The 26,885-nt window shown below is 77.1% G+C and carries 22 protein-coding genes; 8 read left to right on the top strand and 14 right to left on the bottom strand.

Translation table 11 applies throughout. The features are described from left to right. Nucleotides 1–67 precede the first annotated feature (67 nt). The 6 genes from K1J50_RS06945 to K1J50_RS06920 all read right to left on the bottom strand — a co-directional run bounded on the left by K1J50_RS06945 (nt 68) and on the right by K1J50_RS06920 (nt 6,982). Nucleotides 68–2,311: a xanthine dehydrogenase family protein molybdopterin-binding subunit gene (locus tag K1J50_RS06945; RefSeq protein ID WP_220116984.1), complete on the bottom strand. Its 2,244-nt coding sequence runs from the start codon at nt 2,309–2,311 to the stop codon at nt 68–70. Beyond that, on the bottom strand, nt 2,308–2,793 hold the full coding sequence (locus K1J50_RS06940) for a (2Fe-2S)-binding protein (protein ID WP_220116983.1): 486 nt from the start codon (nt 2,791–2,793) through the stop codon (nt 2,308–2,310). Before K1J50_RS06940 ends, K1J50_RS06945 begins: the two co-directional genes overlap by 4 nt. 4 nt (nt 2,794–2,797) lie before the next feature. Continuing rightward, nucleotides 2,798–3,667, bottom strand: coding sequence for an FAD binding domain-containing protein (locus K1J50_RS06935; protein ID WP_220116982.1), 870 nt, complete (start codon nt 3,665–3,667; stop codon nt 2,798–2,800). A 310-nt stretch (nt 3,668–3,977) separates the two neighbouring features. After that, nucleotides 3,978–5,267, bottom strand: a complete 1,290-nt coding sequence (locus K1J50_RS06930; protein WP_220116981.1) for a TRAP transporter large permease — start codon at nt 5,265–5,267, stop codon at nt 3,978–3,980. After that, nucleotides 5,264–5,848, bottom strand: a complete 585-nt coding sequence (locus K1J50_RS06925) for a TRAP transporter small permease subunit (protein ID WP_220116980.1) — start codon at nt 5,846–5,848, stop codon at nt 5,264–5,266. Before K1J50_RS06925 ends, K1J50_RS06930 begins: the two co-directional genes overlap by 4 nt. Nucleotides 5,849–5,929: 81 nt before the next feature. Next, on the bottom strand, nt 5,930–6,982 hold the full coding sequence (locus K1J50_RS06920) for a TRAP transporter substrate-binding protein (protein WP_255575020.1): 1,053 nt from the start codon (nt 6,980–6,982) through the stop codon (nt 5,930–5,932). A gap of 234 nt (nt 6,983–7,216) precedes the next feature. Here K1J50_RS06920 and K1J50_RS06915 point away from each other — a divergent pair, with 234 nt between their 5' ends. From K1J50_RS06915 to K1J50_RS06905, 3 genes are all read left to right on the top strand, one after another. Beyond that, the gene (locus tag K1J50_RS06915; protein ID WP_220116978.1) at nt 7,217–7,885 is read left to right on the top strand and encodes an RraA family protein; all 669 of its coding nucleotides are present in this window, start codon (nt 7,217–7,219) and stop codon (nt 7,883–7,885) included. Nucleotides 7,886–7,985: 100 nt separating this feature from the next. Next, the gene (locus K1J50_RS06910) at nt 7,986–10,064 is read left to right on the top strand and encodes a hydantoinase/oxoprolinase family protein (RefSeq protein WP_220116977.1); all 2,079 of its coding nucleotides are present in this window, start codon (nt 7,986–7,988) and stop codon (nt 10,062–10,064) included. Between the two features lie 9 nt (nt 10,065–10,073). Beyond that, the gene (locus K1J50_RS06905) at nt 10,074–11,711 is read left to right on the top strand and encodes a hydantoinase B/oxoprolinase family protein (RefSeq protein ID WP_220116976.1); all 1,638 of its coding nucleotides are present in this window, start codon (nt 10,074–10,076) and stop codon (nt 11,709–11,711) included. 226 nt (nt 11,712–11,937) lie between these two features. On the opposite strand, the gene K1J50_RS06900 is transcribed toward K1J50_RS06905, so the two are convergent. Then, nucleotides 11,938–13,218 (bottom strand): hypothetical protein, encoded by a 1,281-nt coding sequence (locus K1J50_RS06900; protein ID WP_220116975.1) that lies wholly within the window; start codon nt 13,216–13,218, stop codon nt 11,938–11,940. Then, nucleotides 13,215–14,405, bottom strand: a complete 1,191-nt coding sequence (locus K1J50_RS06895; RefSeq protein ID WP_220116974.1) for a hypothetical protein — start codon at nt 14,403–14,405, stop codon at nt 13,215–13,217. Before K1J50_RS06895 ends, K1J50_RS06900 begins: the two co-directional genes overlap by 4 nt. Before the next feature lie 445 nt (nt 14,406–14,850). On the opposite strand from K1J50_RS06895, the gene K1J50_RS06890 reads away from it, so the two are divergent. Both K1J50_RS06890 and K1J50_RS06885 read left to right on the top strand, forming a co-directional pair. Continuing rightward, entirely contained in the window at nt 14,851–15,510 is a 660-nt protein-coding gene (locus tag K1J50_RS06890; protein WP_369413537.1) for a histidine phosphatase family protein, read from the top strand. Nucleotides 15,511–15,613: 103 nt separating this feature from the next. Further along, complete coding sequence (locus K1J50_RS06885) at nt 15,614–16,459, top strand: lipid-binding SYLF domain-containing protein (protein WP_220116972.1); 846 nt, start codon at nt 15,614–15,616, stop codon at nt 16,457–16,459. Between the two features lie 164 nt (nt 16,460–16,623). Here the strand turns inward: K1J50_RS06885 and nth are convergent, their stop codons facing one another. Next, nucleotides 16,624–17,331 carry an endonuclease III gene (nth, locus tag K1J50_RS06880; RefSeq protein WP_220117031.1) on the bottom strand — a complete coding sequence of 236 codons (708 nt, stop codon included), beginning with the start codon at nt 17,329–17,331 and terminating at the stop codon, nt 16,624–16,626. Between the two features lie 295 nt (nt 17,332–17,626). Here nth and K1J50_RS06875 point away from each other — a divergent pair, with 295 nt between their 5' ends. Further along, a complete protein-coding gene (locus tag K1J50_RS06875) occupies nt 17,627–18,145 on the top strand; it encodes a DUF2244 domain-containing protein (RefSeq protein ID WP_220116971.1) in 519 nt (172 codons plus the stop codon). Nucleotides 18,146–18,199: 54 nt separating this feature from the next. Next, nucleotides 18,200–18,955 carry a YdcF family protein gene (locus K1J50_RS06870; RefSeq protein ID WP_220116970.1) on the top strand — a complete coding sequence of 252 codons (756 nt, stop codon included), beginning with the start codon at nt 18,200–18,202 and terminating at the stop codon, nt 18,953–18,955. A gap of 233 nt (nt 18,956–19,188) precedes the next feature. Here the strand turns inward: K1J50_RS06870 and K1J50_RS06865 are convergent, their stop codons facing one another. The 5 genes from K1J50_RS06865 to hemC all read right to left on the bottom strand — a co-directional run bounded on the left by K1J50_RS06865 (nt 19,189) and on the right by hemC (nt 25,343). Next, nucleotides 19,189–20,367, bottom strand: a complete 1,179-nt coding sequence (locus K1J50_RS06865; RefSeq protein ID WP_220116969.1) for a glycosyltransferase family 87 protein — start codon at nt 20,365–20,367, stop codon at nt 19,189–19,191. 288 nt (nt 20,368–20,655) lie between these two features. Then, a complete protein-coding gene (locus K1J50_RS06860) occupies nt 20,656–21,984 on the bottom strand; it encodes a heme biosynthesis HemY N-terminal domain-containing protein (protein WP_220116968.1) in 1,329 nt (442 codons plus the stop codon). Between the two features lie 6 nt (nt 21,985–21,990). Then, complete coding sequence (locus K1J50_RS06855; protein WP_220116967.1) at nt 21,991–23,406, bottom strand: coiled-coil domain-containing protein; 1,416 nt, start codon at nt 23,404–23,406, stop codon at nt 21,991–21,993. Further along, the gene (locus K1J50_RS06850) at nt 23,403–24,275 is read right to left on the bottom strand and encodes a uroporphyrinogen-III synthase (protein WP_220116966.1); all 873 of its coding nucleotides are present in this window, start codon (nt 24,273–24,275) and stop codon (nt 23,403–23,405) included. The genes K1J50_RS06855 and K1J50_RS06850 overlap by 4 nt, the downstream gene beginning before the upstream one ends. A gap of 15 nt (nt 24,276–24,290) precedes the next feature. Continuing rightward, the gene (hemC, locus tag K1J50_RS06845; RefSeq protein WP_220116965.1) at nt 24,291–25,343 is read right to left on the bottom strand and encodes a hydroxymethylbilane synthase; all 1,053 of its coding nucleotides are present in this window, start codon (nt 25,341–25,343) and stop codon (nt 24,291–24,293) included. 44 nt (nt 25,344–25,387) lie between these two features. On the opposite strand from hemC, the gene tsaD reads away from it, so the two are divergent. Next, complete coding sequence (gene tsaD, locus K1J50_RS06840) at nt 25,388–26,518, top strand: tRNA (adenosine(37)-N6)-threonylcarbamoyltransferase complex transferase subunit TsaD (protein WP_220116964.1); 1,131 nt, start codon at nt 25,388–25,390, stop codon at nt 26,516–26,518. Nucleotides 26,519–26,885: the final 367 nt, after the last annotated feature.

Raw genomic sequence — 26,885 nt, 5'->3', positions numbered from 1 at the left:
GGCGGACGGGAGCGCGCTCCTCGCGGCCCCGGCGCCGTGCGCGCGGCGGGCCTGCCTCAGCCGCGCCTCACGCCGCGGCCCCCTCCAGCGTCGCGAGCACCTTCGGCGGCGACATCGGCAGGCTGTAGAAGCGCCGGCCCAGCGCGTTGTAGACCGCGTTGGAGATCGCGGCGAGCGGCGGCACGATCGGCACCTCGCCGACGCCGCGCACGCCCTGCGGGTGCTTCGGGTTCGGCACCTCGATGATCACCGTGTCGATCATCGGCAGGTCGGAGCAGACCGGCATCCGGTAGTCGAGGAAGCTCGCGTTGTCCACGCGGCCCTGCCGGTCGTAGACGTATTCCTCGCTGAGCGCCCAGCCGATGCCCTGGGCGACGCCGCCCTGCATCTGGCCCTCGACGTAGCCCGGATGGATCGCCCGCCCGGCGTCCTGGAAGGCCGTGTAGCGCACGACCCGCACGATCCCGAGCTCCGGGTCCACCTCGACGTCGCAGATGTGCGTGGCGAAGCCGCCCTCCGCGCCGGTGGTGTTGAGCTGCACGCCGGCGCCGATCGGCCCGCCCGTCTCGCTCGCCTTCGCGGCGAGCTGCTTGAGCGTGAGCGGCGGGAACCTGCCCGCGTTGTCGCCGGCGGGAAGCGCCTGGCCGTCCTCCCACTTCACCGCGTCGGGGTCTATGCCCCAGATCTTCGCCGCCCGCTCGCGGAGCTGGGTGATCACCTTCTCGACCGACTGCGTCACCACCGTCGCCGAGGCGAACAGCACGCGGCTGCCGCCCGTGAGGTTGCTGTAGCCGATCGTCGCCGTGTCGCCGATCAGCACCGAGACGCGGCGATAGTCTATGCCGAGCAGCTCCGCCGTGATGTTGGCGATCGAGGCGCGCGAGCCGCCGATGTCCGGATGGCCCGTGGTCACCACCACGTTGCCGTCCTCGGTGACGTTCACCTGCGCGCTCGATTCGCCGCCGGCGTTGAACCAGAAGCCGCAGGCGACGCCCCGGCCCTGGCGCTTGCCGAGCGGCGCCTTGTAGTGCGGGTGCGCGAGCGCCGCCTCGATCGTCTCGGCGAAGCCGATGCGCGGATAGACCGGCCCGTGCGCCGCCTTGGTCCCCTGCCGCGCCGCGTTCTTCAGCCGCAGCTCCAGCGGGTCCATCCCCAGCGCCTCGGCGAGCTCGTCGAGCACGCACTCCACCGCGTAGGCGCCGATCGGCGCGCCGGGCGCGCGGTAGGCGGCGACCTTCGATCGGTTGGAGACGACGTCGTAGCCGACCGAGTGCACGTTCGGGATGTCGTAGGGCGCGAAGGCGCAGCCGGCGGCGCCGCGGATCGGCGAGCCGGGCAGCGCGCCGGCCTGCAGGTAGAAGGTGCCCTGGGCGGCGACGATGCGGCCGTCCCTCCTCGCGCCGATCTTCACCGTGCTCCGCGAGGCGGAGGTCGGGCCGGTGGCGCGCATCACCTCCTCGCGCGTCATCACCATCTTCACCGGCCGGCCCGACTTCTTCGACAGCATCACCGCCACGGGCTCGAGGTAGATGATGGTCTTGCCGCCGAAGCCGCCGCCGATCTCGGCCGGGATGGCGCGGATGTCGCTCTGCGGGATGCCCGTCAGCAGCGAGGTCATGGCGCGCACCATGAACTGGCCCTGGCTCGAGCTCCAGATCGTCGTCTTGCCGTCCGGGGCGACGCTGACCAGGCAGGCGTGCGGCTCGATGTAGCCCTGGTGCACCGGCCGCGTCGCGAAGCTGCGCTCGATCACGACGTCGGCCTCGGCGAAGCCGGCCTCGACGTCGCCGAGCCTGTGCTCGAGCTTGCCGGCGATGTTCGAGGGCCTGCCCTCGAAGCGGAGGAAGTCGTGCAGGATCGGCGCGTCGGGCCGGATCGCGTCCTCGATCTCGATCACCCAGGGCAGGACCTCGTAGTCCACCTCGATCAGCCGGCAGGCCTCGGCCGCGATCTCCTCCGTGGTGGCGGCGACGGCGGCGACGGGATGGCCGTGGAACAGCGCCTTCTCGCGCGCCATGACGTTGCGGCACATCCAGCGCATGTCCTGGATGCCGAGCGGCACCGGCGTGTCCACCGGGAAGTCCACGATGTCCTTCGCCGTCACCACCGCCTTCACGCCCGGCAGCGCCTCGGCCTTCGAGGTGTCTATCGAGCGGATGCGGGCGTGCGGGTGCGGGCTGCGCAGGATCTTGCCCCAGATCATCCCGGGCATGGTGGCGTCGGCGGCGTAGGCGGCGCGCCCGGTGACCTTGTCGGCGCCGTCGGGGCGGATGGTGCGCTGGCCGATCCATTTGTTGCTGACGACGTTCATCGCGCTGCCTCCTCCCTCATCTCCGCCGCCGTCTCGAGCACCGCGCGGACGATCTTGTCGTAGCCCGTGCACCGGCAGAGGTTGCCGGCGAGCCAGTAGCGCACCTCGGTCTCGGTCGGGTCGGGGTTGCGGTCGAGCAGCGCCTTGGCCGCGACCAGGACCCCCGGCGTGCAGATGCCGCACTGCAGCGCCGCGAGCTCGAGGAACTTCCGCTGCAGCGGATGCAGCCGGTCGCCCTGGGCCATGCCCTCGATGGTGCCGATCTCGCGCCCCTCGGCCTCCGCGGCGAGCATCAGGCAGGAGCAGACCAGCCGCCCGTCCAGCGTGATGCTGCAGGCGCCGCAGTCGCCCGTTCCGCACCCTTCCTTCGTGCCGGTCAGGCCGAGCGTGTTGCGCAGCACCTCGAGCATGCTCTGCTGCGGCGAGCAGAGGAACTCCACCGGCTCGCCGTTGATGGTGGTGGACACGTGCAGCTTGGCCATGGCCTCAGGCCCTCCCGGCGCGCTCGGCGGCGATCGCGGCGGCGCGCTTCAGCAGCACCCCCGCGACCCTGGTGCGGTATGCGATCGTCCCGCGCTTGTCGTTGATCGGCCGGCAGGCGGCGCGGCAGGCGGCGGCGGCGGCCTCCAGCGCCGCCTCCTCGAGCCGCGAGCCGATCAAGGCCTTCGCCGCGTCCTCGACCAGCAGCACGGTCGGGGCGACGGCGCCGAGGCTCACGCGCGCCGCGGTGACGGCGCCGTCGCGGAGCGTCAGGTTGACGCCGCAGCCGACCACGGCGATGTCCATCTCCGTGCGCGGGATCATGCGCAGATAGGCGTCGCCCGATCCCGCGGGCCGCGGCGGCAGGGTGAAGCGGACGACGATCTCGCCGGGCGCGAGGCTGGTGCGGCCCGGGCCGGCGGGAACCGCCTCCACCGGCATCTCGCGCCGCCCGTTCGGGCCCTGCACCGTCACGGTCGCGCCGGCCGCGACCAGCGCCGGCACGCTGTCGGCGGCGGGCGAGGCGTTGCACAGGTTGCCGCCCGGCGAGGCGCGGCCCTGCACCTGCTTCGAGCCGATCAGGTTCACCGCCTCCAGCACGCCGGGCCAGACCTTGCCGAAGCGCGGGTGCTCCGCCAGCGCGGCGCCGGTGACCGCGGCGCCGATGCGGAAGCCGCCGTCGGGGGTCTCCTCGATGCGGGTCAGCTCGGCGATCTTCTTAATGTCGATGATCACCCCGGGCCGCACGGCGCCGGACCGCATCTGCACCAGCAGGTCGGTGCCGCCCGCCAGGATGCGGGCGGCGCCCGCGGCCGCGGCGTAGGCGCCCACCGCCTCGTCCAGCGTCCGCGGCGCCAGGTATTGGATATCGGCCATGGTCGTTTCCGGCTCCCCCGCTTCCCCTTGTGGCCCGGGACGGCACTCCGCTCGGGCGCGTGCCGTGCGGCGAGGCTACGCCGCCGGGCGCGCGCGGCATAGCCCCTCGCCGCGGCCGGAGGCGGCCCGCCGCGCCCCGCCGCGCGCGGCGGCGAAGGATCGTGCGGCGGGTGGCGCTCAAAGGGGGGCGGGATGCGCGCGGAAGCGCCCGCCGGCGTGGTGTGCGGTGACCAGCGCCTGCGCCTCCCGCACGGCGTCCCGCGCCGGGGGCGGTCCGCGCGGGCGCGGCAGGCGTGGCGGCCGGGGGGCGTCAGCCTCCGGCGACGCGGCGCGGCAGCCAGAGCGCGAGCTCCGGCCACAGGACCAGGATCGCGATCATGACGAGCAGCGTCAGCACGAAGGGCGCGACGCCGAGGATCACGTCGTCGATGCGGCCGCGCCGGCGCAGCCCCTGCACGACGTAGAGGTTGATCCCGACGGGCGGCGTGATCATCGCCGTCTCCATCAGCAGGATGACGAGCACGCCGAACCACACCGGGTCGAATCCGGCGTGGAACATGAGCGGGGCGATGATCGGCACCGTCGCCACCATCATGGAGAGCGTCTCCATGAACATGCCGAGGACCAGGTAGAAGCCGATCACCACCAGGAGCAGCTCCATCGGCGAGAGGCCGAGGCCGGTGATGGCGCGGTTCACCTGCGCGGTGAGGCCGATCGAGGTGATGACGAAGTTTAGGAAGTAGGCGGCGATCAGGATGGCCATGATCATCGCCGTGGTGCGCATCGTGCCCTCGAACGCCGCGCGCAGCATCGCCCCCGTCAGCCGCCGCTTCCAGGCAGCGAGGGCGAGCGCGGCGAGCACGCCGAGCGCCGCCGATTCCGTCGCCGTGGCGAGGCCGGCGTAGATCGAGCCGATCACCGCGACGAAGATGAGGAGCGGCGGCAGCAGGTCGGGCAGCGAGCGCCAGCGCCCCTCCCAGCTCGTCGCCACCCGCGCCCCGTCGAGGCCGGGGCGCAGCAGGCACGCCGCCAGCACCGTCAGGCTGAACAGCGCGGTCAGCACCGCGCCGGGCAGGATGCCGGCGAGGTAGAGCTGCGGGATCGAGGTCTCGGTCAGCACGCCATAGACGATCATGTTGATCGAGGGCGGGATCAGGATGCCGAGCGTGCCGCCCGCGGCGATGGTGCCGAGGAACAGCCGCTCGTTGTAGCCGCGCCGCTCGACCTCGCCGAGCGCGACGGTGCCGATCGTCGCCGCGGTGGCGACGGAGGAGCCGGAGGTCGCCGCGAACAGCCCGCAGGCGACGATGTTCGAGTGCATCAGCCCGCCCGGCAGCCACGGCATCCACTGCACCAGCGCGGCGTACATCCGCTCCGCCATGCCGGAGCGCAGCAGGATCTCGCCGAGCAGCACGAAGAAGGGGATGGCGACCAGAAGGAAGGAGTTGGAGGTGGACCAGGCGAGCTCCCCCATGGCGAGGGAGAGCGGGAAGCGGGCGTAGATCTGGTCGAGCGCGAGGCCGAGCGCGCCGAGCGCCGCCGCCACCGGCACCGCGGCCGCGAGCAGCCCGAGCAGGATGAGCAGCGCCGTCGCGATCACGGGCCGACCGCCTCCCGGCGCGCCGCGGCGGCGCGCATCTCCTCCTCGACCTCCTCCTGGGCCGAGCGCGTGCCGACGAGGCGGCTGGCCGCGGCGCGGTCGCCCGCGAGCAGGCGGCCGAGCGCGGCGAGGAACAGCACCGCCCCGATCGCCACGAACACGAGGAGGCCCGCGAGCCAGAGCGCCTGCGGCAGCACGAGCGGCGTCTCCAGCGCCGACTGGCTGCGCGAGCCCGAGGCCCAGGACTGCCGCAGCACGCCGATGCCGTGCCAGCCGACCAGGGCGAAGAAGCCGACGAACAGCGCGAGGCCGATCAGGTCCAGCGCCGCGCGCACCGGGCCCGGGAGCAGCAGGTAGAAGCTGTCGATCCGGATGTGCGCCCGATCGAGCAGGGCGGCGGCGAGCGACCAGGCCGTGCCGATCGCGAGCGCGTAGCCCGCGAGCTCGTCCGCGCCGCCGATCGAGGCGACGAACAGCTTGCGCAGCGCCACGTCCACGCCGATCAGGAGGGCGGCGAGCAGGATCAGCAGCCCGCCGAGCCAGAGGCCCGCCCGGGCCACGCGGTGCGCGGCCGCGAGCATCAGGCGCCTCCTCGCGCGCGCGCGGCGCCGGCGGGCGGCGGCGCGCCGGCGGTTGCGCCCCGCGGCGGGCGGCGCGGGCGCTCAGCGCACGGGAGCGGCGAGGCCAAGGGTCCGGCCGACGGTCTCGTTCCACTCCCGCGCGCACTCGGCGCCGCAGCGGCGGGCCCAGTTCGCCAGCACCGTCCCCTCGACCAGGCGCCGGTGCAGCTCCTGCTCCTCCGGCTTGACCGGCACGATGGTCATGCTGGCGAGCCGCCCCATGGTGCAGGGCTGGCGGCCGGTGTTGCAGTTGTCCGCCTGCGCCGTCGCCTCGCGCAGCGTGTTCCACATGCGCTCCTCGTAGGCCCTGGCCTGCTCGAGGAAGAAGGCCTGCACCCGCGGCTCGAGCCGGTTCCAGGTGTTGAGGTTCACCGCCAGCACGTTGATGCTCCAGCCGAGCGACATCGGATAGAGGGAGCGCGTCACCTCCGGCCAGCCCGCGGTGTTGCCCGACAGGCTGCCGGTCACGGCGCAGTCCACGACGCCGTTGTTGAGCGCCGGAACCACCTCGGCGAAGGCCATGCTGACCGCGGTCGCGCCGATGCCCTGCAGGAAGTCGCGCATGGTGTTGTTGAAGACGCGGATCTTCTTGCCGCGCAGGTCCTCGAGGCCGCGGACGACGGTGCGGCACCAGAACACCTGCGGCGGGTTGCCGCCGATCGCGAGCAGCCGCGCGTTCCAGTTGCGCTGCATCTGCCGGTCCATCACCGCCCGCCAGGCGTTGCAGGCGGCGCGCGCGCGCTCGATGTCGAGCGTGAGGCCGGCGAGGTCGCAGCCCTCGAAGCGCGGGTCGTCGCCCGCCATCTTCGAGATGTCCATGCCCGCGAAGTCCATCACGCCGAGGCGGAGCAGGCGGAGCATCGTCTTGTCGTCGATGCCCATCTGGTCGAGCGGCGTGATGTCCACGCTGATGGCGCCGTTCGAGGCGCGGGGGATCGTCTCGCGCCAGAACGGGATCTCGTCCACGGACGAGGCGACGGTCGGGCTGTTGAGGCCGATCGCCTTGAACTGCAGCCTGGGCAGGTCCTGCGCCGAGGCGCCGCCGAACAGCGCCGGCAGCAGCACCGCGAGGGCGGCGCCGAGCAGGGTGCGCATGGTCACGTGAACCTCCCTCCCTCGGGACGCTCCGCGCCCGGGAGTTCCGGGGCGGGCGCCGTTCCGGACCGGGGAAGCTTGGCACTGGCGGCGCGCGCGAGGCAAGCGGCGCGCCGCCGCCCTTCCGCCTTGACCGGGCGTCCCGGACCGCGGCGAGATCGGGCGGCCCGCCTCCGCGCCGCCGGCGCCGGACGCCGGGCCCGTCCGCAACCGGCCACGGCCGAGGGAGGCCCGATGTACACGCTCGCCCCGCTGCCGCCGCCGATCGGGGACCGCCTGCTCGACCTGCTGCGCCAGGCGGAGCCGGCGACGATCGGCCATTTCCTGCACACCGGCTTCCTCGACCCCGCGATCCGCGCCCTGCTCCCCGGCGTCCGCATCGCCGGAACCGCCGTGACGGTGCGCGCCCCGGGGGCCGATGCCGTCATGGTGCACCACGCCGTCGGCCAGGCGCGGCCGGGCGACGTGCTGGTGATCGACCGCTGCGGCGACCTCCGCCACGCCTGCGTCGGCGGGGCGGTGGCCTATGCCGCACGCAAGGCCGGCCTCGCCGGCATCGTGGTGGACGGCTTCGTGACCGACATCGCCGAGCTGCGCGCCTGCGGCGTCCCGGTCTGGGCGCGCGGGCTCTCCCCGGTCACGACCAAGATCCTCGGCCTGGGCGGCGGCTTCTGCGTGCCGGTCTCCTGCGGCGGCGTGGCGGTGCGACCCGGCGATGCGGTGTTCGCGGACGAGAACGGCGTCCTCGTGCTCGACCCCGCCGACATCGAGTGGGCGGCGCGGCGGGCCATCGCCATGCAGGAGGAGGAGAAGCGCACCCTCGCCCGCCTCGACGCCGGCGAGCGCTACGCCGAGATCGTCGGCTCCGCGGCGCTGATCGAGCGCGGCCGCGCCGGCGGCTGACCGCCCCGCACGGCGCTCCCCCGGCGCCGCCGCCCCTGGTCAGGCGCGCCGGGGCGCCGCACACTGCGCGCCCCGTCCGCAGGACCCCAGGAACGCCTTGGTGACCCAGAGCGACGAGCCCCTCCGCCCGGTGCGGATCGCCGTGGACATCGGCGGCACCTTCACCGACCTCCAGATCTTCGACGCCCGCACCGGCCTGGTGCACGCCTGGAAGACCCCGACCACGCCGGACGACCCCTCGCTCGGCCTCGTGACCGGCGTGCGCGAGGCGGCCGCGCACTTCGGCTTCGCCCTCGCCGAGGTCGGCCTGCTGCTGCACGGCACCACCATCGCCACCAACGCGGTGCTGGAGCGCCGCCTCGCGCGCGGCGTGCTGCTCACCACCGCCGGCTTCGAGGACGTGCTGGAGATCAACCGGCACGTCCGCCGCGACATCTACGCCCTCGCGCCCGACCCCTTCCCGGTGCTGATCCCGCGCGACCGCCGCCTCGGCGTGGCCGAGCGGCTGCGCGCCGACGGCACCGTCGAGCGCCCGCTGGAGGAGGCCGCCCTGCCCGCGCTGCTCGCGCGGATCGCGGCGCTCGGCGCGGAGTGCGTCGCCATCTCGCTGCTGCACGCCTACGCCAATCCGGCGCACGAGCGGCGCCTCGCCGCGCTGCTCCGGGCGGCGCGCCCGGACCTGCCGCTCTCCCTCTCCTCCGAGGTCAGCCCGGAGATCCGCGAATACGAGCGCACCTCCACCACCGTGCTCAACGCGCTGCTGATGCCAGTGGTGCGGGCCTATCTCGAGCGGCTCGAGCGGCGGCTGGGCGAGGGCGGCTTCCGGCCGCGCGTCCTCCTCGTGCAGTCCAACGGCGGCGTGTGCAGCCTGCGCACCGCCGCGGAGCAGCCGGCGCGGCTCCTGCTCTCCGGCCCCTCGGGCGGGGCGCTGGCGGCGGGGCGGCTGGCGCAGCTCCTCGGCCGGCCGAACCTGGTCGCGGTGGACATGGGCGGCACCTCCTTCGACGTCTCGGTGGTGCAGGACGGCCGCGTTTCGGTCGTGACCCAGGGCGAGATCGACCGCCTGCCCGTGCGCCTGCCGATGGTGGAGATGCGCACCATCGGCGCGGGCGGCGGCTCGATCGCCGCGGTGGACGCCGGGGGGCGCCTGACGGTCGGGCCGCGGAGCGCCGGGGCGCAGCCCGGGCCCGTGGCCTATGGCCGCGGCGGGACCGAGCCGACCGTGACCGATGCCAGCCTCGTCCTCGGCCGGCTCGATCCCGGCTACTTCCTCGGCGGGATGATGCGCCTCGACCCGGCGGCGGCGCGCGCGGCGATCGCGCGCCGGGTGGGCGCGCGGCTCGGCCTCTCGCCCGAGGGCGCGGCGGAGGGCATCCTCACCGTCACCAACGCCAATCTCGGCGCCGCCATCCGCCTCTCCCTGTTCGAGAAGGGGCTCGACCCGCGCGACTTCGCGCTGCTCTCCTTCGGCGGCGCCGGCGGCCTGCACGCGACCGAGGTGGCGGCCGAGGTCGGCATCGCCGAGGTGATCTTCCCGCGCGAGCCCGGCACGCTCTCCGCCTACGGCATCCTGTTCTCGGACCTGGTGCAGGACGTCGCGCGCTCGCGCCTGCTGCGCGCCGCGCCCGCCGCCCTGCCGGCGATCGCCGAGACCGTCGCCGCGCTGCGCGCCGAGGCCGAGGCCCGCCTCGCGCGCGACGGCATCCCGCCCGAGGCGCGCGCGATCGAGATCGCGGCCGACATGCGCTATGTCGGCCAGGCCTTCGAGCTGCTGATCCCCTGGGGCGCGGTGGCCGCGCCGGACGCCGCGGCGCTCGCGCGCCTGACCGCCGCCTTCCACGCCGCGCACCGCCGGCGCTTCAGCTACGCCAACCCGGACGAGCCGGTGGAGATCGTGACGCTGCGCGCGATCGCCACCGGCCGCCTCCCCAGGCCCGAGGTCGGCGAGCCGCGTCCCGCCGCGCGGCCCGCGCGCAAGGGCAGCCGCCGCGTCTTCGCCGACGGCGCCTGGTGCGAGGCGCCGGTCTTCGACCGCGCGGCGCTGACGCCCGCCGACCGCATCGAGGGACCGGCCCTGGTCGAGGAACCCTTCGCCACGCACTGGATCGGCCGCGGCTGGACCGCCCGCCTCGGCCCGGCCGGCGCGCTGGTGGCGACGCGCCCGCGGCGGGCGGCGTAGGAGGACCGCATGCGCCCGACCCTCGGCCCGATCGAGATCGAGGTGATCCGCAACGCCCTGACCGCGGCCGCCGCGGAGATGGACGTCACCATCTGGCGCACCAGCCGCTCGACCATCGTGCGCGAGCTGCTCGACTACTCCACCGCCGTCTTCGACGCCGAGGGCAACAACGTCGCCCAGTCGGCGCGCATCCCGCAGCACCTGAACTCGATGGGCGCGGCGCTGCGCGCCCTGCTCGACCGCTTCGTGGACCCGGCGCGGTGGGGGGCGGAGGACGTGGTGATCACCAACGACCCCTATTGCGGCGCGCAGCACCTCAACGACGTGCTGGTGTTCCGGCCCGTGTTCCACGAGGGCGTGCGGGTCGCCTATGTCGGCGCGCTGTGCCACCACATCGACATGGGCGGCATGGCGCCGGGCAGCTACGCCGCGACCGCGACCGAGGTGTTCCAGGAGGGGCTGCGCATCCCGCCGCTCAAGCTGATCGAGGACGGCCGGCGCAACGAGGCGGTCTGGGCGATGATCGGCCAGAACGTGCGCAAGCCGGCGCTGATGCTCGGCGACCTGCAGAGCCAGCTCGCCAGCCTCGAGGTCGGCGCGGCCGCGATCCGCCGCCTCGCCGCGCGCTACGGCGCCGCGGCGCTGCTCGAGGCCTCCGCGCGCATCCTCGACATGAGCGAGGCGGCGATGCGCGCCGCGATCCGCGCCATGCCCGACGGCACCTACGAGTTCGAGGACTTCCTCGACGACGACGGCGTCTCGGGCGAGCCGGTGCGGCTGCACGCCCGCCTCACCGTCGCCGGCGACGAGATCGAGGTGGACCTGACCGGCTGCGCCGACCAGCAGCGCGGCCCGGTCAACTGCACGCCGGCGATGTCCGACTGCGCCGTCTACTACGCCGTCATCGCCGCGACCGACGGCGCGATGCCGGCCAATGCCGGCTGCTACCGCCCGATCCGCATCCGCCACCGGGAGGGCAGCGTCACGAGCTGCCGCCCGCCCGCCGCCGTCGCGCACCGCGTCGCCACCACCCACCGCCTCGCCAACGTGCTGTTCGGCGCGCTGCACCAGGCGCTGCCGGAGCGCATCCCCGCCGCCTACTACGGCGGCAGCTACGTCGCCACCTTCCAGACCATCGCCGAGGACGGCCACCGCGAGGTGCTGGTCGAGATCGAGATCGGCGGCACCGGCGCGCACCCGGCGAAGGACGGCGTCAGCGCCTTCTCCTTCGGCATGCACAACAACGCCAACATCCCGGTGGAGATGATCGAGAGCCAGATGCCGCTCTCCATCCCCCGCTACGGCCTCGTGCCGGACTCGGGCGGCGCCGGGCGCTTCCGCGGCGGCCTCGGCCTGGTGCGGGAGTGGCGGGTGGAGAGCCCGAGCTGCCTCTTCACCGCCAACATGGACCGCTTCCGCTTCCCGCCCTACGGGCTTGCCGGCGGGCGCCCGGGCCGCCGCGGCCGGCTGCTCCTGATCCGCGACGGCGAGGCGACGCCGATCCCGCCCAAGAGCGACGGCGTGCTGCTCCGGCGCGGCGACGTGGTGCGGCTCGAGACCTCGGGCGGCGGCGGCTTCGGCGACCCGGCGGAACGCGATCCCGAAGCGGCCGCGCGCGACCGCGCGCTCGGCTACGTGACGGGCTGAGGGCGCGGGCGCCGCGGGCCGGCCCGCGCGCGGATCGCGGGCGGGGGGAGACCGCCGGGGGCGAACCCGCTCGGCCGACACCCGGCCGCAGCCGTTGCCGCCCGCAGCCGGGCGGGAACGGCCGTGGAGCGGATCGCGGACGGCCGGGAAGAGCCGGGAGCGTGAATCCGCGCGGCAGAGAACGAGGCGCAGTCGTTGCCGCGCGCACAGCCGGGCGGAAACGGCCCTAGCCGAAGATGCGCCGGCGCTCCACGAGCCGCCCCTGGAACAGGGTGATGCCCATCTCCCAGCCCCAGGCGATCGCGGCGGGACGCTCGACCTCGGACAGCACCACGCGGCCCGGCTCGGCGGGCAGCGCCGCGCGCAGCCTCGCCATCGCCCCGGGCTCCGCCTCCGCCTGCACCGCCTGGGCGTCGAGCCGCAGCAGGTCGAACCGCACCCGGGCCATCGGCAGCAGCGGCGCCAGCGCCGGGGAGGAGAGGTCGAGCACGACCCTGTGCCCGCGCAGGCGCAGGACGTCGCGCGCGAAGGCGTAGCCGGCGGGGTCGCGCAGCACGTCCTCGGCGGAGAGCGCCACGGCGAGGCCGCCCCCGGCCCGCAGGCGGGACGGCAGCAGGGCGTCGAACCGCAGGAACTCCGCCGAGGTCGCGCTCTCCAGCGCGAGCGGCAGCAGCAGCGGGTGCAGGTCGCGCAGTTCCTCCGGCCGCGCCAGCTCGGCCAGCAGCCGGCGATCGAGCGCCCGGCGCAGCCGCCGCGCGAGGTGCGGCGCGGCGGCGAGATCGGAGCGGGGCAGCAGCACCGCGCCGATCTCGGCGAGCGGCACCCGGCGCTCCTCCCACAGCGGTTCCGGCGCCGCGCCGTCCTCGCCGGACAGGCGGCAGACCGCCTGGCGGCGCAGGAACGGCGTGAGGTCCGCCATCGCCAGGGCGCGCTCCGCCGCGGCCAGCCCGGCCCCGTCGAGCGGCGCCCGCGGCGCCTGGGCGGCCCCTGCGGCGTGGCCGGGGGGCGATGCGGCGGCGGTCAGGCCGAGCGCGTCCTCGATCGCGGCCAGCACCGCCGCCGCCTCTTCCGGCAGGCGATGGAGGCGGACCGCCGCGGGCGGCCTTCCGTCCGGCCCGGGCCCGTCCTCCAGCATGGCCCGCAAGGCGCCGTGGGCCGCCTCGAGCTGCGGCGCCCGGGGCCCGCCCACCGCCGCGACGTCCCCGTTCGGCAGGTCGAAGACGCGCAGGCGCGGATGCTGCCGGAGCGGCGCCAGCGCCTCGCGCAGCAGGCCCGCGTGACGGGCGCCCCGGCCGCCGCCGCGCAGCAGCGCGGGGAGCCGCAGCAGCAGCACCTGGCGCTCCGCCCCGGCCGCCACGGCATCGCGCACCAGGGCGACCAGCTCCACCGCCGCGCTCCGCCCGCCGCCTGCCCCGGCGGCGAGCACGGCGGCCGCGCGGATCGGCAGCGTGCCGGCGTCGGCCGGCGCGGTGCCGTCCTCCGCCGGTCTGTGCGCGGCGAGGATCACGCGGGGAAACCCCGGTCCGGCAGCAGCGCCGCGAGCAGCGGGCGGTTCGCGCAGCCGGCGCGCCCCGCCGCCTCGGTCGCGGCGGCGCGGGCGGCGCACGCGCCGAGGGCGCATCCCGCGGCGTGCGGGCAGGCGAGCCGGCGCAGGGCGGCCAGCGCCAGGCCGATCCACGGCCCGCCAAAGCAGGCGATGCCGTGGGCGGCGCCCCATTCCAGCGCCTCCGGCCCGTCGCAGCCGAGCAGCAGCAGCCGTGCCGGGTCGAGCCGGCGCAGCGCCGCGCCCGCGGCGCGGTCCTCGGCGAGGCGCGGCGACCAGCGCAGGGCCAGCCGCTCGGCCTCGGCGAGGACGGCCGCCTCCGGCGCGAGCAGGCCCAGCGCCTCGGCGTCAAGCCCCTCGAGCGCGACCGCCACGGCGCCGCCCTCCGCCGCCGCCCGCAGCGAACTCAGCCCGCCGGGCTGCGCGGCGACCGCCGCGAGCGGCACCATCAGCACCATCCGGGGCAGGCCGGGCGCAGCCGCCGCCGCGCCGAGCAGCGCCGCCGCCTGCCGGGCCGCCTCCGCGGGCAGCGCGACGAACAGCGGGGCCGCACCGTCCGGCGCGGAACCGAGCACCTCCGCGCGCGCCGCCGGGTCGGCGAGGGCGCGCAGCAGCCGCGGCGCCAGGACGGCCGCAGCGTGGCCCAGCAGGTCGGCATCCCCGGCCAGCGCGGGGCCGAGCGCCGCGGCCAGCGCCGCGGCGTCGAGGGCGAGGCGGAGGCCGGCCAGGCCGGGGCGCTCGCGCGGGTGCAGCCGGAGGAGCGGCTCCCGGCGCGCGCACTGCGCCAGGGGCAGGGCGGCGATGCGGGCGTCGAGCTCCGCCAGGGCGGCCTCCGCCGGGCCGTCCAGCCCAGGCGCGCCCGCCGCGTCCGGCCCGGAGGGCCGCAGCGCGCGCGCCTCCGCGCCCGCCGGCAGGATCTCGGCCAGACCCGGCGCCAGGGCGCGGCCGAACACGCCCTCCAGCATCGCGGCGATGCGCCGCGCCTCGCGCTCCGGCAGGCCGAGCAGAACCGGGTCGCCCTCGGCGCCGGTCTCGGCCAGCCGGGGTGCGGCGTCGCCGAACCGCTCCGCCTCCGCCGCCAGCAGCGCGCGCGCCACGGTCCGGTGCGCCGCCCGCAGCGCCCCTCGCGGCGCGTCGGAGAGGCGCAGCACCAGGGTTGCCAGCGCGTGGCCCGCCTGCGGCCCCGTTGCCTCTCGCGCCCCGGTTCGCACCCGTTCCGCCCTCGACCCCTCTGCCCCCGGCGCCTCTGCCCCCTGCGCCTCTCTCCACGGCCCCTTTGCCCCGGCCCCCCGCGGCCCCGTCGCCTCCGGCGTGTCCGCCCCGAAGCCCGTCGCCATGCCGGCGGCCTCACGGAACGATGTGGGCGCGGCGGCGGCGAGGAGCGGCATCGGCGCTGGGCTCGGGCGAGGGACCGGACTGCTCGGCCCAGGGTGCGGAGGCGTGCTGAACGAACCCTTACTGCCCAGCGCGCCGCGGCCATGGCGGCGGGCCAGGGGGCGCGACGGCCTGGCCGCGCCGGGGCACTCCCGCCCGCGCCGGCGGCACGCTCCCGGCCACGCCGTTTTCCCCGGCAGCCGGGCGGACTACATCTCCGCCGTGTCCTCTCCCGTCACCCGCTTCTTCCTGGTCCGCCACGCCCTGGTCGAGCCTTCCGCCCGCGCCGTGCTCTACGGGGCGATGGACGTCGCGCTGTGCGACCTCGCGCTGCGGCAGGAGGCGGCGCTCTACCGCTGGCTCGCGGCGCGGCTGCCGCACCCGGCGCGCTGGTTCGTCACCCACCTCTCGCGCACCCGCGCCACCGCCGCCGCGATCTTTGCCGCGGGCTATCCGGAGCAGCCGCTCGAGGAGGAGCCCGACTTCGCCGAGCAGCATCTCGGCGCCTGGCAGGGCATCCCGCACGAGGCGCTGCCGGCCCTCCTGACCGAGCCGCCGCACCCCTTCTGGCCGCATTCGGGCGAGGAGCGGCCGCCGGGCGGCGAGAGCTTCCGCGACGTGCTGGCGCGCGTCGGCGCCGCGCTCGAGCGCATGGCGCACCTGCTCGAGGGCCAGGACGTGGTGGTGATCGCGCATGGCGGCTCGATCCGCGCCGCGCTCGCGCATGCGATCGGGCTCACGCCGCACCAGGCGCTGCACTTCTCGATCCGCAACCTGTCGCTGACGCGGCTCGAGCGGCACGGCACCGACTGGCGCGTCGCGGCGGTGAACGAGGAGCCCTGGACCCTGCCCGCGGCCGAGCCAGACCGGCCGGCGGCGTGACGGCGCGAAAAGGCCGCCCCGCCCCTGCCCGAAGCTTGCCTTGCCTGCGCCGCGATCCGGTCCGTATGATGCCAGCGGATCAAGGGCTTGGAGGGAAAGGTTCATGCGCCGTCTGCTGACCCTGGCCGGTCCCGGAACCGCCGCGATCCTGGCCCTTCTCCTGCTCCTGCTCGGCGTCCCCCGGGCCGCGCGCGCGCAGGCCGAGCAGCAGGCCGTCGTGGACCGGGCCACCCTCGCGGTGCAGGAGCTGATGCTCGGGGACGGCGCGAGCGAGGCGGCGCGGCTCCTGCGCCGGGCCCGCGCGGTGATGGTCTGCCCGCGCGTCTTCCGCGCCGGCTTCCTCTTCGGCGGCGAGGGCGGGGACTGCGTGCTGCTCGCGCGCGACGGCGCCGGCTCCTGGTCCTCGCCGGCCTTCTACGGCATCGCCTCGGTCAGCGCCGGGCTGCAGATCGGCGTGCAGGACCTGCAGATCATGATGATCATCCTGACCGATCGCGGCCTGAACGCGCTGCTCGACAGCCAGTTCAAGATCGGCGCCGACGCCTCCGTCGCGTTCGCGCATCTCGGCGTCGGGGTCGAGGGCGCGCTCACCACCGCGATCGGCGCGGACATCGTTGCCTTCGCGCGCGCGCGCGGGCTGTATGCGGGGCTGACGCTGGAGGGCTCGATCCTGAGCCAGCGCAGCGCCTGGAACCGGGCCTATTACGGGCGGGAGGTCTCGCCGCGGCAGATCGTGATCGAGATGGCCGTGCACAATCCGGGTTCCGACCCGCTGCGCGGGGTGCTGCTGCGCTTCAGCAGCGGGGGCGCGGCCCTGCCGGCGACGCCTCCGCCCGGGCCGCCGGCCTATGCGCCGCCCGGCGCCGGGCTGCCGGCCGCCGCCGGGCCGGCCCTGCCCGGTGCGGTGCAGCGCGAGGCGCTGCCGCCGCCGCCCGCGGCGCCGCGCTGACATCCGCCGGCGGCGCGCGGGCACGCCGGTCGCGGACGGGGGACAGGGGGAACGGGAGCGTGACCCGCCGCACCCGCCCCTGAGCCGGAGCCGCTGCCGCGACCGCGGGCGAGCGGGAACCGCTCCGGGCGTCCGGCGCCTGCGGACCGGGCGGCGAGGCCGGATCAGGCGCTGCCGCCGGCCTCCGGCGCCGGCGCGGCGCCCCGGCGGCGCGCGGGCTGCGCGCCCGCCGGCGGCGGGACCAGGACCTTGTCGGGGTAGTTGCAGTGCGCCCGCGCGACGCAGCGCCAGCACTCGGGGCGGCGCGCCTTGCAGACATAGCGGCCGTGCAGGATCAGCCAGTGGTGGGCGTCGCGCAGCAGCTCCGGCGGGCAGCGCCGCACCAGCCGCTCCTCGACCTCGCGCGGGGTGCGCCCGGGGGCGAGGCCGGTGCGGTTGGCGACGCGGAAGATGTGCGTGTCCACCGCGAGGGTGTGCTCGCCGAAGGCGACGTTGAGCACGACGTTGGCGGTCTTGCGCCCGACCCCGGGCAGCGCCTCCAGCGCCGCGCGCTCGCGCGGCACCTTGCCGCCGTGGCGCTCGACCAGCAGGCGGGCGAGCGCCGCCAGGTTGCGCGCCTTCGCCTGCCAGAGACCGATGCTGCGGATGTAGGGGGCGATCCCCTCGGCGCCGAGCGCGGCCATCGCCGCCGGGGTGGGCGCGGCGGCGAACAGCGCCGGGGTGACGCGGTTGACCGCGGCGTCGGTGGCCTGGGCGGAGAGCACCACGGCGACCAGCAGCGTGAAGGGATCGGTGTAGTGAAGCTCGGTCCGCGGCGACGGGTTGGCGGCGGCGAGCGCGCGGAGGAAGGCCGCCGCCGGCGCGGCCGACAGCGGCCGCGCGCGGCGCGGGGCGTCCGCGGTGCCGTGCCGGGGCGCCGCGGGGGCGGCGGTGGCGGTCCGGCCCTTGCCTCCGCTGCCGGCCGCCGCTCCTGCGGCCGCCGCGCCGGCGCGTGCCCGCCCCGGCGCGGCGGCCGGTGCGGCACGGCTCGCCGGCCGCGCGGGCGGCTCCCCGGCGGGCGTGCGGGCAGGGGAGGCGCGGCGGCCGGCGCGGCGGGCGGGGGCGGACATGCGGCGTGCGGTGTGGCAGGATGGCGGTACGGCAAGCCCTAACCCATGTCCGGCCGCAATGGCAGTCCCTCCGGTCCCGTCCGAGCCCCTCCTGTTCGAAGCCGTCATCACCCCCCCGCGCGGCCTTGGCCGTGCCGGGCTGCGCGCGCTGGCGCTGCTGCTCGCCCTGCCGGCGGCGGGCGCGGCGGCGCTGTTCGCCGCGCTCGGCGCCTGGCCGGTGACGGGCTTCCTGGGGGGCGAGCTCGGCCTGGTCCTCGGGCTGATCGCGCTGCACCGGCGCCGCAGCGCGCGGCGGCTGGAGATCGTGCAGCTCACCGCCGGCCGCCTGACCGTGACGCGCTGCGACGGGCGCGGCCGGCGCGAGGAGGAGTCGCTGGATCCCTACTGGTCCCGCGTGGCGCTGCGCGAGCGCGCGGGCGCCGCCTGCGAGCTGCACCTGACCGCGCCGCGCCGCCGCGCCGTGGAGATCGGCCGCGACCTCGGCGACGCCGAGCGGCGCGACCTGGCGGCGGCGCTCTCGGCGGCGCTGCGCCGCTACCGCGAGCCGCTTTTCGACAATCCGCAACTGCGCGAGTAGGGGGGCGGAGGAGAGGCCGCGGCGCCGCGTGGCCCGTCGCAGGACCGTCGCGCGATGGAGGGAGGGGAAAGGAGCATTCCCGCAGGCGCGGCGCGCGCCTGGCCGCCGGACGGGACCCTGGCGGCCGGGGGTGCGGTCGAGCCCTTCCTCGGGGGCGACGGGCTGGCGACGCTGCTGCTCGCCTGCGTGGTCGCGCTGGCGACGGCGGGGATCAGCCTGGCGGTCGCGTTCGGGCACGTGCTGCGCGTCGCCCGCGCCGCGCCCGTGCAGGCGCTGCCCGCCGCCGGCGCGCCGCGCCGCGTCCTCGTGCTCGGGCGGCGGCTGCGGCGCGACGGCACGCCCTGCGCCGTCTTCCGCGCGCGGCTGGACCGCGCCGCCGCCCTCGCGGCGCGGGATCCGTCGCTGGCCGTCGTGCTGCTCGGCGGGGCGACGCGGCCGGGGCTGCCGGCGGAAGCCGAGGCCGGGCGGCGTCATCTGCTCGCCGCCGGGCTCGCGCCGGCGCGTCTCGCGACCGAGGCGCGCTCGCGCCACACGCTGGAGAACCTGCGCCACTTCCGCGCCGTCTGGGGCGCCGCGCCCGCCCCGCCCGACCTGCTGATCACCAGCCGCCACCACCTCGCGCGCGCCCTGATGATGGCGCGCGGCCTCGGCCTCGCCGTCGCGCCCTGCGCGGCGGAGGCGCGCTTCCGCGCCACGCCGGCGACGCTCGCGCGGCTCGCCCGCGAGGCGTTCCTCGTGCACTGGTACGTCGTCGGGCGCGGCTTCGCGCGGCTGGTCAACCACCGGGGCATGCTGGCGCGAATCGGATAGGGCGGATCGCGGACGGCCGGAGACAGCCGGGAGCGTGAATCGGCTCGGCAGAGGACGAGTCGGAGCCGTCGCCGCGCGCACCGCCGAGCGGAAACGGCTCCAGGGTGCGGGAGGCGGCGCCGGCAGAACCGGGCTCGGCTGCCCGCCCGCCGCGACGCCGGCGCGCGCCAGGTCCGTACCGGTTCCCGCGCATGCGATGGGGGGAAGGGATCGCTGCGGGGCGGTGCGAAACGCTACGCGCGCCGGACGGCCACGAACAGGAGCAGGAAGCCCGCAACCAGGGACGCCGTGGTGTTGAGGACATAGAAGAACGCGGGGACGATGCAGGCGAGGCACAGCAGGATCTTCTCCCACGGGCCGAATCCCCGCTCCTGCCCATCCCGTGCCAGGAAGGCCGCAGCGACCGTCAGGACCACCGCGTCATAGACGTAGGCATAAGGGGCGACCAGGAAGGAGGCGGCGACGAGCGCCGCCGATTTGACGGCGGGCGATGCGGAGCGGGTCCAGACGCGGAGGGCCAGCGCGCCGACGCCGGCCGCCACCAGGCCGTGCGCGGCCCAGGACACCAGGTTGTCCCGGGTGAGCTGCCGGAACAGGGCATAGACCGACTGCAGCTTGTGCCACCCGGCGGCGCCCGCATGCAGCATGGCGTTCGTGACGGCGATCGACTCGAAGAACGCCCGCCAGGTGTCCGTTCCGAACACGAGGGCGGAGATCCCCGCGAAGGCGACGGCGGACGCCGCGGCGCTGAGGATGGTGCTCCATCGCTTCTCGAGCGCCAGGAACAGGGGGAACAGCACCCCGAAATGCGGCTTGTAGGTGAGCAGGCCGAGGAACAGGCCGGCGAGCCGCGGCCGGCGGTCGAGAAGCGCCAGGGCGGCCGCCATCAGCCCGGCCGTGAGGAAGCCGTTCTGCCCCACCACGGCGCAGGCGAGCGAGGTCGGCGCGGCGAGCCCGACCGGAACGGCGAGCCGCGGCAGGATCCGGCGCAGCGCGGCCAGGAAGAACGCTCCGCTCAGCGCCACCCAGAGGAACCAGGCCTGCAGATAGGGCAACCACGCCAGCGGCAGGGCGACCAGGAGGAACGTAGGCGGGTAATGCCAAGGAAAAATTTCTTCGAATTGGCGTCCGATTGCGAAAATTGCTGCCTGTTTGTGTAGCTCCCAGATGTATGCTTCTGGAGCCCGCCCGGCGTACGCGATGAATCCGGCAGACCAAAAGCTTACGAAATCCGTCGGCGTCGGGAACCCGGCGGCATCCCTGAACCAGAAGCCGCGATAGTACGCATAGAAAACAAGCAGACCATAGATCGCGGTTGCGGCATAAGAATAGACCGCAATCCTGTTCCCGTTCAGGAACGGCGCATCGGACAGGAGGAACCCGGCAGGGGCCGGCGTGATTTTCGCGCTCATGACCTGATCCCGACGGGCCGCGCTGTCCCCGCCAGCCCCGTTACGCAATGGTATCATCCGTCGCGCCGCGGGACCACCTCCCTTCGCCGCAAGGCCGTGCCGGCGCGCCCCGCAGCCCGCCCATGCAGGCCCGTGCCCACGGCCTGCGCACGGCGCGGCGTGCGCGAAGGCGCCGCGGCCGGGGGCGCGCCGGATGCCCCGGCGCGGCCGGCGTGCGCATCCTCCTGCCGGCCTCGCGCGCCGCGGCGGGCCTCGCGCGCCGCGGCGGGCGGGCTGCCCGCGGCCCGCCTATTCCGCCGCCCGCGCCTGCGGTCCCGGCGTGGCCGGGGCGGCGCCGCCCGCGACCGCCTGCGTCACCGCCGTTCCGGGCGCCGCCCAGACGATGTGCCCCACCGTCTGGCAGACCCCGCAGACCGGCTCCCAGGCCGGGTGTTCCGCGCCGCAGCTCGTGCAGCGCCAGCGCGGCTCCGGCCGCGCGTTCGCCGCGTCGCGCAGCCAGCGCGCCTGCGCCGCGCGGCCCTCGGGGCTGTCGCCGTGCTCCGTCTCCTCGAGCTCGGCGAGCAGCAGGAAGGCGCGGCGATCGGCCGCGCCGGGCGTGGCGACCAGCGCCTCCAGCACGCTCCGCGCGCGCCCGGTGAGACCCGCGTCCAGCGCCGCGCGCGCCATCAGCAGCCGGCTCTCGGGGTGGTCCGGATTGCGCCGGACCAGCTCCTCGGCGAGCTTCACCCGCGCCAGCGCGTCCTCGCCCTCCTCCAGATAGGCCCGGCCGAGCTCGGGATGCGGGGTCAGCATCCAGGCCTGCTCCAGCACGGCGCGCGCCCGCCGCGGGCTGCCCCCGGCGCGCAGCCGCCGCGCATACGCCAGCGCCGCCGGGACGAAGCCCGGATCGGCGGCGACCGCCTGCCGCTCCAGCTCGGCCGCCTTGTCCGGATCCGGCTCCTGCGCCGCGGCGGCCAGCGCCAGCGCCGCGCGCGGCACGTCGGGCGCGCCGAGGGCCAGCGCCTCGCGCCAGTCGTGCGTCAGCAGCGCGAGCCGCGCCCGCTCCTCGCGCACCCAGGCGGCGCCCGGCTGCACCGCCTCGGCCTCGCGCGCGAGGCGCCGCGCCGCCGCCCAGTCCTGCCGCGCCATCGCCTGGCGCAGCAGGCCGCGCAGGCCGAGGAAGCGGGCGCTGTCCTCGCGCGCGGCAAGCGCCCGGAACAGCTCCGCCGCGGCCTCCTCGCGGCCGGCGAGGCGCTCCGCCTCGGCGCCCAGCAGCAGGACCTGCGGCGTGTCGCCGAGCAGCACGCGGGCGCGCCGCACCTCGATGCGCGCCTGCGCCGGGGTGCCGGCGGCGAGCGCGACCAGGGCGCGCGTCACCGCCGCCTCGCCCTCGATGCGGCGGCGCTCCGCGCGGCGGGCGCGCCGCCGCGCCGGCAGGCCGCGCAGCCAGGCGAGGGCGCGCAGCAGCCCGTGCAGCAGCAGGAAGCCGAGCGCGAGCAGCAGCAGGGCGACGGGGAAGCTCACCCCGATCCAGGTGTCGCGCACCCGGATCTCCACCATCCCGCCGAGGTCGGCGAGCCAGAGGGCCAGCGCGACGCCGGCGGCGAGCAGGACGAGGAGGGCGAGGGCGCGGCGCATCGCGGCTCAGCCTGCCGAGGCCGGGGCGGCGGCGAGCTGGTGCAGCGCCGCGCGCGCCTCCAGCAGCGCCCGCGCCTGCTGCGTCCAGGGCCGCATCGCCTCCTGCGCGGCCGGGGGAAGCCGGCCGAGGGCGGCGAGCGCGGCCTCGAGGTCGCCCGCGTCCAGCGCGCGGCGCGCGCGCTCGATCTCGGCCGCGGCGGCGTCGCCCCAGACCACGGTCTCGCCGCGCCGCACCGTCACCAGCCCGGAGAGGCGGGCGAGCGCGGACTCCAGCACGCCGCCCTCGCCGCCGGGAGGCTTCGCCTCGCTCGCCGCGAGGGCGGCCCGGGCGTGCTCCTCGAAGCCCAGGCGCAGGGCGGCCTCGGTCGGCGGCGGCGCGTCCGCGAAGCGGGCGAGCGCCGGCGGCGGCTCGGCGGCGCCGAGCGCGCGCAGGGCCGGGCCGAGCGGCTGCCCGGCCTCCAGCCGCGCCCGCAGCGCGTCGAGCGCCGCGAGCCGCGCGGCGCGGCCCTCGAGCGCGGCCAGGCGCCGCGCCTGCGCCTCGAGCTGGGCGGCGGTCGCCTGCTCCGCCTGCGCGAGGCGCGCGCCGAGGCGCTGCTCGAGCGCCACGACGCGCTGCTCGGCCGCCTGGCGGGCCTCGGCCGCGGCACGCTCGGCCGCGGCGGCGCGCTCCGTGACGGTGCGCTCGAGCGCGGCCAGGCGGTCGGCCAGGGTGCGGGCGAGCAGCTCGTGGCGCCGCGCCGCCTCCGCCTCGACCGCCTGCAGCCGGGCGAGCAGCGCCTCCTGCCGCTCGGCGGCGCGCTCGGCGCGGACCGCGAGCTGCTCCAGCGCCTGGCGCAGCGCCGCAAGCGCGGCCGGATCGGCGACAGGGCGCGCGTCGAGCGCGACCACCGCGGCCTCCAGCGCCACGATCCGCTGCTCCAGCGCCGCGGGATCGGCCGCGGCCGGCGACGCCGGCTGCTGGCGCTGCTGCTCCACCGCGCCCAGGCGCTGTTCCAGGGCGGCGAGCGCGCGCTGGGTGCGGTCCATGCCCTCGGCGAGGCTTCCGAGGCGCTGCCCCAGCGTCGCCTCCAGGCGCTCCAGCCGGGCGCCCGTCTCCTCCAGCACGGCGAGGCGCCGGTTCAGCCCCTCGGCCGCGCCCTCCACCGCGGCGATCCGGCTCGCCGTCTCGGCGGACGGAACGGGCGAGCGCCACAGCGCGACCACGGCCATGACCAGCACGACGGCGGCCAGGGCGAGCCAGGCGAGCGCCGCCGGCTCGATCCCGGCCAGGCGCCGCGCCAGGCCGGCCGGAGGCGGCGGGGCGGGCGGCACGGCCGCGGCGGGGGGCGCCGCCTCCGGCGCCGGGGGAGGCGCCGCGGCCTCGGCAGGCGGGGCGCCGGTGCCGGCCGCGGCGGCGGGGTCCTTCGGGGTCTGCTCGCTCATGCCACTCCTGCGCTTCCCGCGCCGCGCTGCGGCGCCTCGTCCAGCCACGGCACGCCGTCCTCCGCTCGTCCCGGCGCCGGCTCCGTCCCGGCCGCCGCCGCGCGGCGCGGGCCGAGCAGCGCCAGCATGGCCTCCTCCCCCGGGTGCGCGGCGATGCGGAGGCACCGCCAGCCGCCGGGCGGGGCGGCGTCCTCGAGCGCCCGCGCCACCCGGGCGCTGATCGCCAGCGCCGTGATCCGCGCGAGGGTCGCCTCCAGGCCCGCGCGGCGCAGCAGCGCCATGGTCGCGGCGACCGAGCGGGGCGAGAAGAACAGGGCGGCGGCGACCTCGCCCGCCTGCAACGCGGCGCGCGCCGGCTCCGGCAACTCGCGGGCCGGCGCCGCGGCATACACCACCCGGCGCCGCACACGGAAGCCGCGTGCCCGCAACGCGGCCGCAAGGTCCTGGCCATAGCCCTCGCCGACCGCGAGCAGCAGCGGTCCGGCGGTGGCGGGATCGAGCCGGTCGGCGACCAGCGCCGCGAGCGCGGTCGCGGTCCCCTCCGCCGCCGCGACCTCGGGAAAGCCCCGGGCGCGCGCTTCCGCGGCGGTGCCCGCGCCGACGGCGAACACCGGCGGCGGCGCGACGCCGGCCGCCCCGGGCGCGAAGGCGCGGGCGGCGGCCCGGCTGGCGAGCAGCAGCGCCGCGGCCGGGCGCGCCAGCGCCGCGGCGGCGGCCTCCGGCCGGGGCGCGAGCACCAGCGCCGGCGCGAGCACGGGCCGCCAGCCGAGCGCGGCCACCCGCGCGGCGGTCTCGGCGGCGCCGGGCTCCGGCCGGGTGATCAGGACGGCGTCCGGCGGCGTCCGGCCGGCAGGGGCGGAGGCGCTCACGGCGGCCGCGCCCCCTCACGCGAAGATGTCGGCGGGCGAGTCGCGCCGCAGGCTCTCGCCGAGCGCGCGGCCGAGCCGCTCCGCCTCGGCCACCGTGCCGGTCAGGCTCCGCTTGAGCAGGAAGCTTCCGTCCGGCCGCGCCACCAGCCCGGTCAGGTGCAGCCGCCCGTCCGGCAGCAGCCGCGCGTGGCCGCCGATCGGGGTGCGGCAGGAGCCGTCGAGCGCCGCGAGCAGCGCGCGCTCGGCGGTCGAGACCGCCCGCGCCTCCGGGTCCTCGATGGCGGCGAGCAGCTCGCGCAGCTCGGTGTCGTCCGCGCGCACCGTGACGCCGACGATGCCCTGGCCCGCCGCCGGCACCATCGCCTCGGCGTCGAGCACCAGCGCCGCCTCGCCCTCGAGCCCGAGCCGGCGCAGCCCGGCGAGCGCGAGCAGGGTGGCGGCGTAGGCGCCCCCCTCGCGCACCTTGGCGAGACGGGTCTGCACGTTGCCGCGGATCGTCGCCACCTTGAGGTCGGGCCGCGCGTGCAGGATCTGCGCCTGGCGGCGGACCGAGGCGGTGCCGACGACGGCGCCCGCGGGGATGGCGCCCCACGGGTCGGCCGGATCGGGGGCGCGGCAGCCGGGGCCGAGGATCAGCGCGTCGCGCGCATCCTCGCGCCGGAGCGTGCAGGCGAGCACGATGCCGGGCGGCAGCTCGGTCTCGAGGTCCTTCAGGCTGTGCACCGCGAAGTCCACCCGGCGGTCGAGCAGCGCCTCGTGGATCTCCTTGGCGAACAGGCCCTTGCCGCCGAGATCGGCGAGCCTGCGGTCCTGGATGCGGTCGCCGGAGGTGGTGATGGCGTGCTCCTCGAAGGCCTGCGCCGCGCGCAGCACCGGGCAGAAGCCGCTGATCCGCCGCAGGAAGTCGCGCGTCTGCCAGAGCGCGAGCGGCGAGCCGCGCGTGCCGACGCGCAGCGGCAGCGGCCGGCCGTGCGGGCGCACCGGCACGGCGGGGCGGGGCGCCGGACCGGCGGGCGGCGGGGATCCGGGGCGCCGCCCGTGCGGGGGGGATGGATGGCCGGCCGACATGGCGGGGCCTATTAGAGCCGGGCCGGGACGGACGGAAGGTGGCGATGGCGGCGCAGGGCGCGGTGCTGGGCCTCGAATCGAGCTGCGACGAGACGGCGGCGGCGGTGCTCGCCGGCGACGGCACGGTGCTGGCCGAGGCGGTGCTGAGCCAGGAGCAGGAGCACGCCCGCTTCGGCGGCGTGGTGCCGGAGATCGCCGCGCGCGCCCATCTGCGCCACCTGCCGCGCCTCGCCCGCGCCGTGCTGGAGCGCGCCGGCCTCGCGCCCGGCGACCTCGCCGGGGTGGCGGCGACCGCGGGGCCCGGGCTGATCGGCGGGCTGATCGTCGGCGCGAGCTTCGGCAAGGGGATCGCGCTCGCCCGGGGGCTGCCCTTCGTCGCGGTGAACCACCTCGAGGCGCACGCCCTGACCGTCCGGCTGCCCGGCCTGATCGAGGGCGGACCGCCGGACTTCCCCTATCTGCTGCTGCTCGTCTCCGGCGGCCATTGCCAGTGCGTCGCGGTCGAGGGCGTGGGGCGCTACCGGCGGCTCGGCACCACCCTCGACGACGCGGTGGGCGAGGCCTTCGACAAGGCGGCCAAGCTGCTCGGCCTGCCCTGGCCCGGCGGGCCGCATCTCGAGCGCCTGGCGGCGCGCGGCGACCCCCGGCGCTTTCCCCTGCCGCGGCCGCTGCTCGGGCGGCCGGGCTGCGACTTCTCCTTCAGCGGGCTCAAGACCGCGGTGGCGCACCTGGTCGCGAAGGGCGCGGCGGCGGACGAGCAGGGACGGGCCGACCTCGCCGCCTCCTTCCAGGCCGCGGTCGCCGAGGTGCTGGCCGACCGCGCCGCGCACGCGCTCGCGATGCTGCCGGCGGCGCGGGCGCTGGTGGTGGCGGGCGGCGTGGCGGCGAACGCGACCGTGCGCGCGGCGCTAGCGGCGCGGCTGGAAGGCGCCCAGGGGCGGAACCGGGTGCGCCTGGTCGCCCCACCGCTGCGGCTGTGCACGGACAACGCCGTGATGGTGGCGTGGGCGGGGATCGAACGCCTGCGCCTGGGGCTTGCGGACCCGCTCGATCACGCGCCCCGGCCGCGCTGGCCGCTCGAAGAGGTGCGCGCTCGTCCTGGCGTGGAGGCGCGGGGCGGGGCGGAACGGGGCGGCGACGAGGCCGTGGCGGCGGACCGGCAGCAGCGGCCATAGCAGCACGGGCGGGAGCGGAGGGGCGTAACCGTCCTCGGCCGCGACGGCGTCGGCCGGCGCGCGGTCCACCGGCACGGGCACCACCGCCACGGCCGGCGCGCCGGGCCCGGCGAGGCTGGCGCGGCCGGCGAGGCCGGCCGCCCAGTCCTCCAGCTCGGCGCGCTGCGCGGCGCAGACCTCGGCGCCCAGGACCGGGTCCTCGCGGAGCCGTCGCGCGGCCTCTGGGGCCGCGAGCAGGCGGCCGGCCGGGCCGGGCGGGAGCGCCTCGGCCTCGCGCCGCTGGCGCGCCGCCGCCTCGGGATCGCGCGCCGCGAGGGCGGCGAGGCCCCGCTCGGCCGCCGCGCCGAAGCGTCGCGCCAGGGTGTCG

The organism is Caldovatus aquaticus, from assembly GCF_019458025.1.
GTDB classification, from domain to species: domain Bacteria; phylum Pseudomonadota; class Alphaproteobacteria; order Acetobacterales; family Acetobacteraceae; genus Caldovatus; species Caldovatus aquaticus.
This window is presented reverse-complemented; position numbering and strand designations above follow the sequence as displayed.

Bases quoted from the DNA above. Each gene is read 5' to 3' on its own strand.
- K1J50_RS06945 (WP_220116984.1), bottom strand. From the start codon at position 2,311: ATGAACGTCGTCAGCAACAAATGGATCGGCCAGCGCACCATCCGCCCC.
- K1J50_RS06940 (WP_220116983.1), bottom strand. From the start codon at position 2,793: ATGGCCAAGCTGCACGTGTCCACCACCATCAACGGCGAGCCGGTGGAG.
- K1J50_RS06935 (WP_220116982.1), bottom strand. From the start codon at position 3,667: ATGGCCGATATCCAATACCTGGCGCCGCGGACGCTGGACGAGGCGGTG.
- K1J50_RS06925 (WP_220116980.1), bottom strand. From the start codon at position 5,848: ATGCTCGCGGCCGCGCACCGCGTGGCCCGGGCGGGCCTCTGGCTCGGC.
- K1J50_RS06920 (WP_255575020.1), bottom strand. From the start codon at position 6,982: ATGCGCACCCTGCTCGGCGCCGCCCTCGCGGTGCTGCTGCCGGCGCTG.
- K1J50_RS06915 (WP_220116978.1), top strand. From the start codon at position 7,217: ATGTACACGCTCGCCCCGCTGCCGCCGCCGATCGGGGACCGCCTGCTC.
- K1J50_RS06905 (WP_220116976.1), top strand. From the start codon at position 10,074: ATGCGCCCGACCCTCGGCCCGATCGAGATCGAGGTGATCCGCAACGCC.
- K1J50_RS06885 (WP_220116972.1), top strand. From the start codon at position 15,614: ATGCGCCGTCTGCTGACCCTGGCCGGTCCCGGAACCGCCGCGATCCTG.
- K1J50_RS06875 (WP_220116971.1), top strand. From the start codon at position 17,627: ATGGCAGTCCCTCCGGTCCCGTCCGAGCCCCTCCTGTTCGAAGCCGTC.
- K1J50_RS06870 (WP_220116970.1), top strand. From the start codon at position 18,200: ATGGAGGGAGGGGAAAGGAGCATTCCCGCAGGCGCGGCGCGCGCCTGG.
- K1J50_RS06865 (WP_220116969.1), bottom strand. From the start codon at position 20,367: ATGAGCGCGAAAATCACGCCGGCCCCTGCCGGGTTCCTCCTGTCCGAT.
- K1J50_RS06860 (WP_220116968.1), bottom strand. From the start codon at position 21,984: ATGCGCCGCGCCCTCGCCCTCCTCGTCCTGCTCGCCGCCGGCGTCGCG.
- K1J50_RS06855 (WP_220116967.1), bottom strand. From the start codon at position 23,406: ATGAGCGAGCAGACCCCGAAGGACCCCGCCGCCGCGGCCGGCACCGGC.
- hemC (WP_220116965.1), bottom strand. From the start codon at position 25,343: ATGTCGGCCGGCCATCCATCCCCCCCGCACGGGCGGCGCCCCGGATCC.
- tsaD (WP_220116964.1), top strand. From the start codon at position 25,388: ATGGCGGCGCAGGGCGCGGTGCTGGGCCTCGAATCGAGCTGCGACGAG.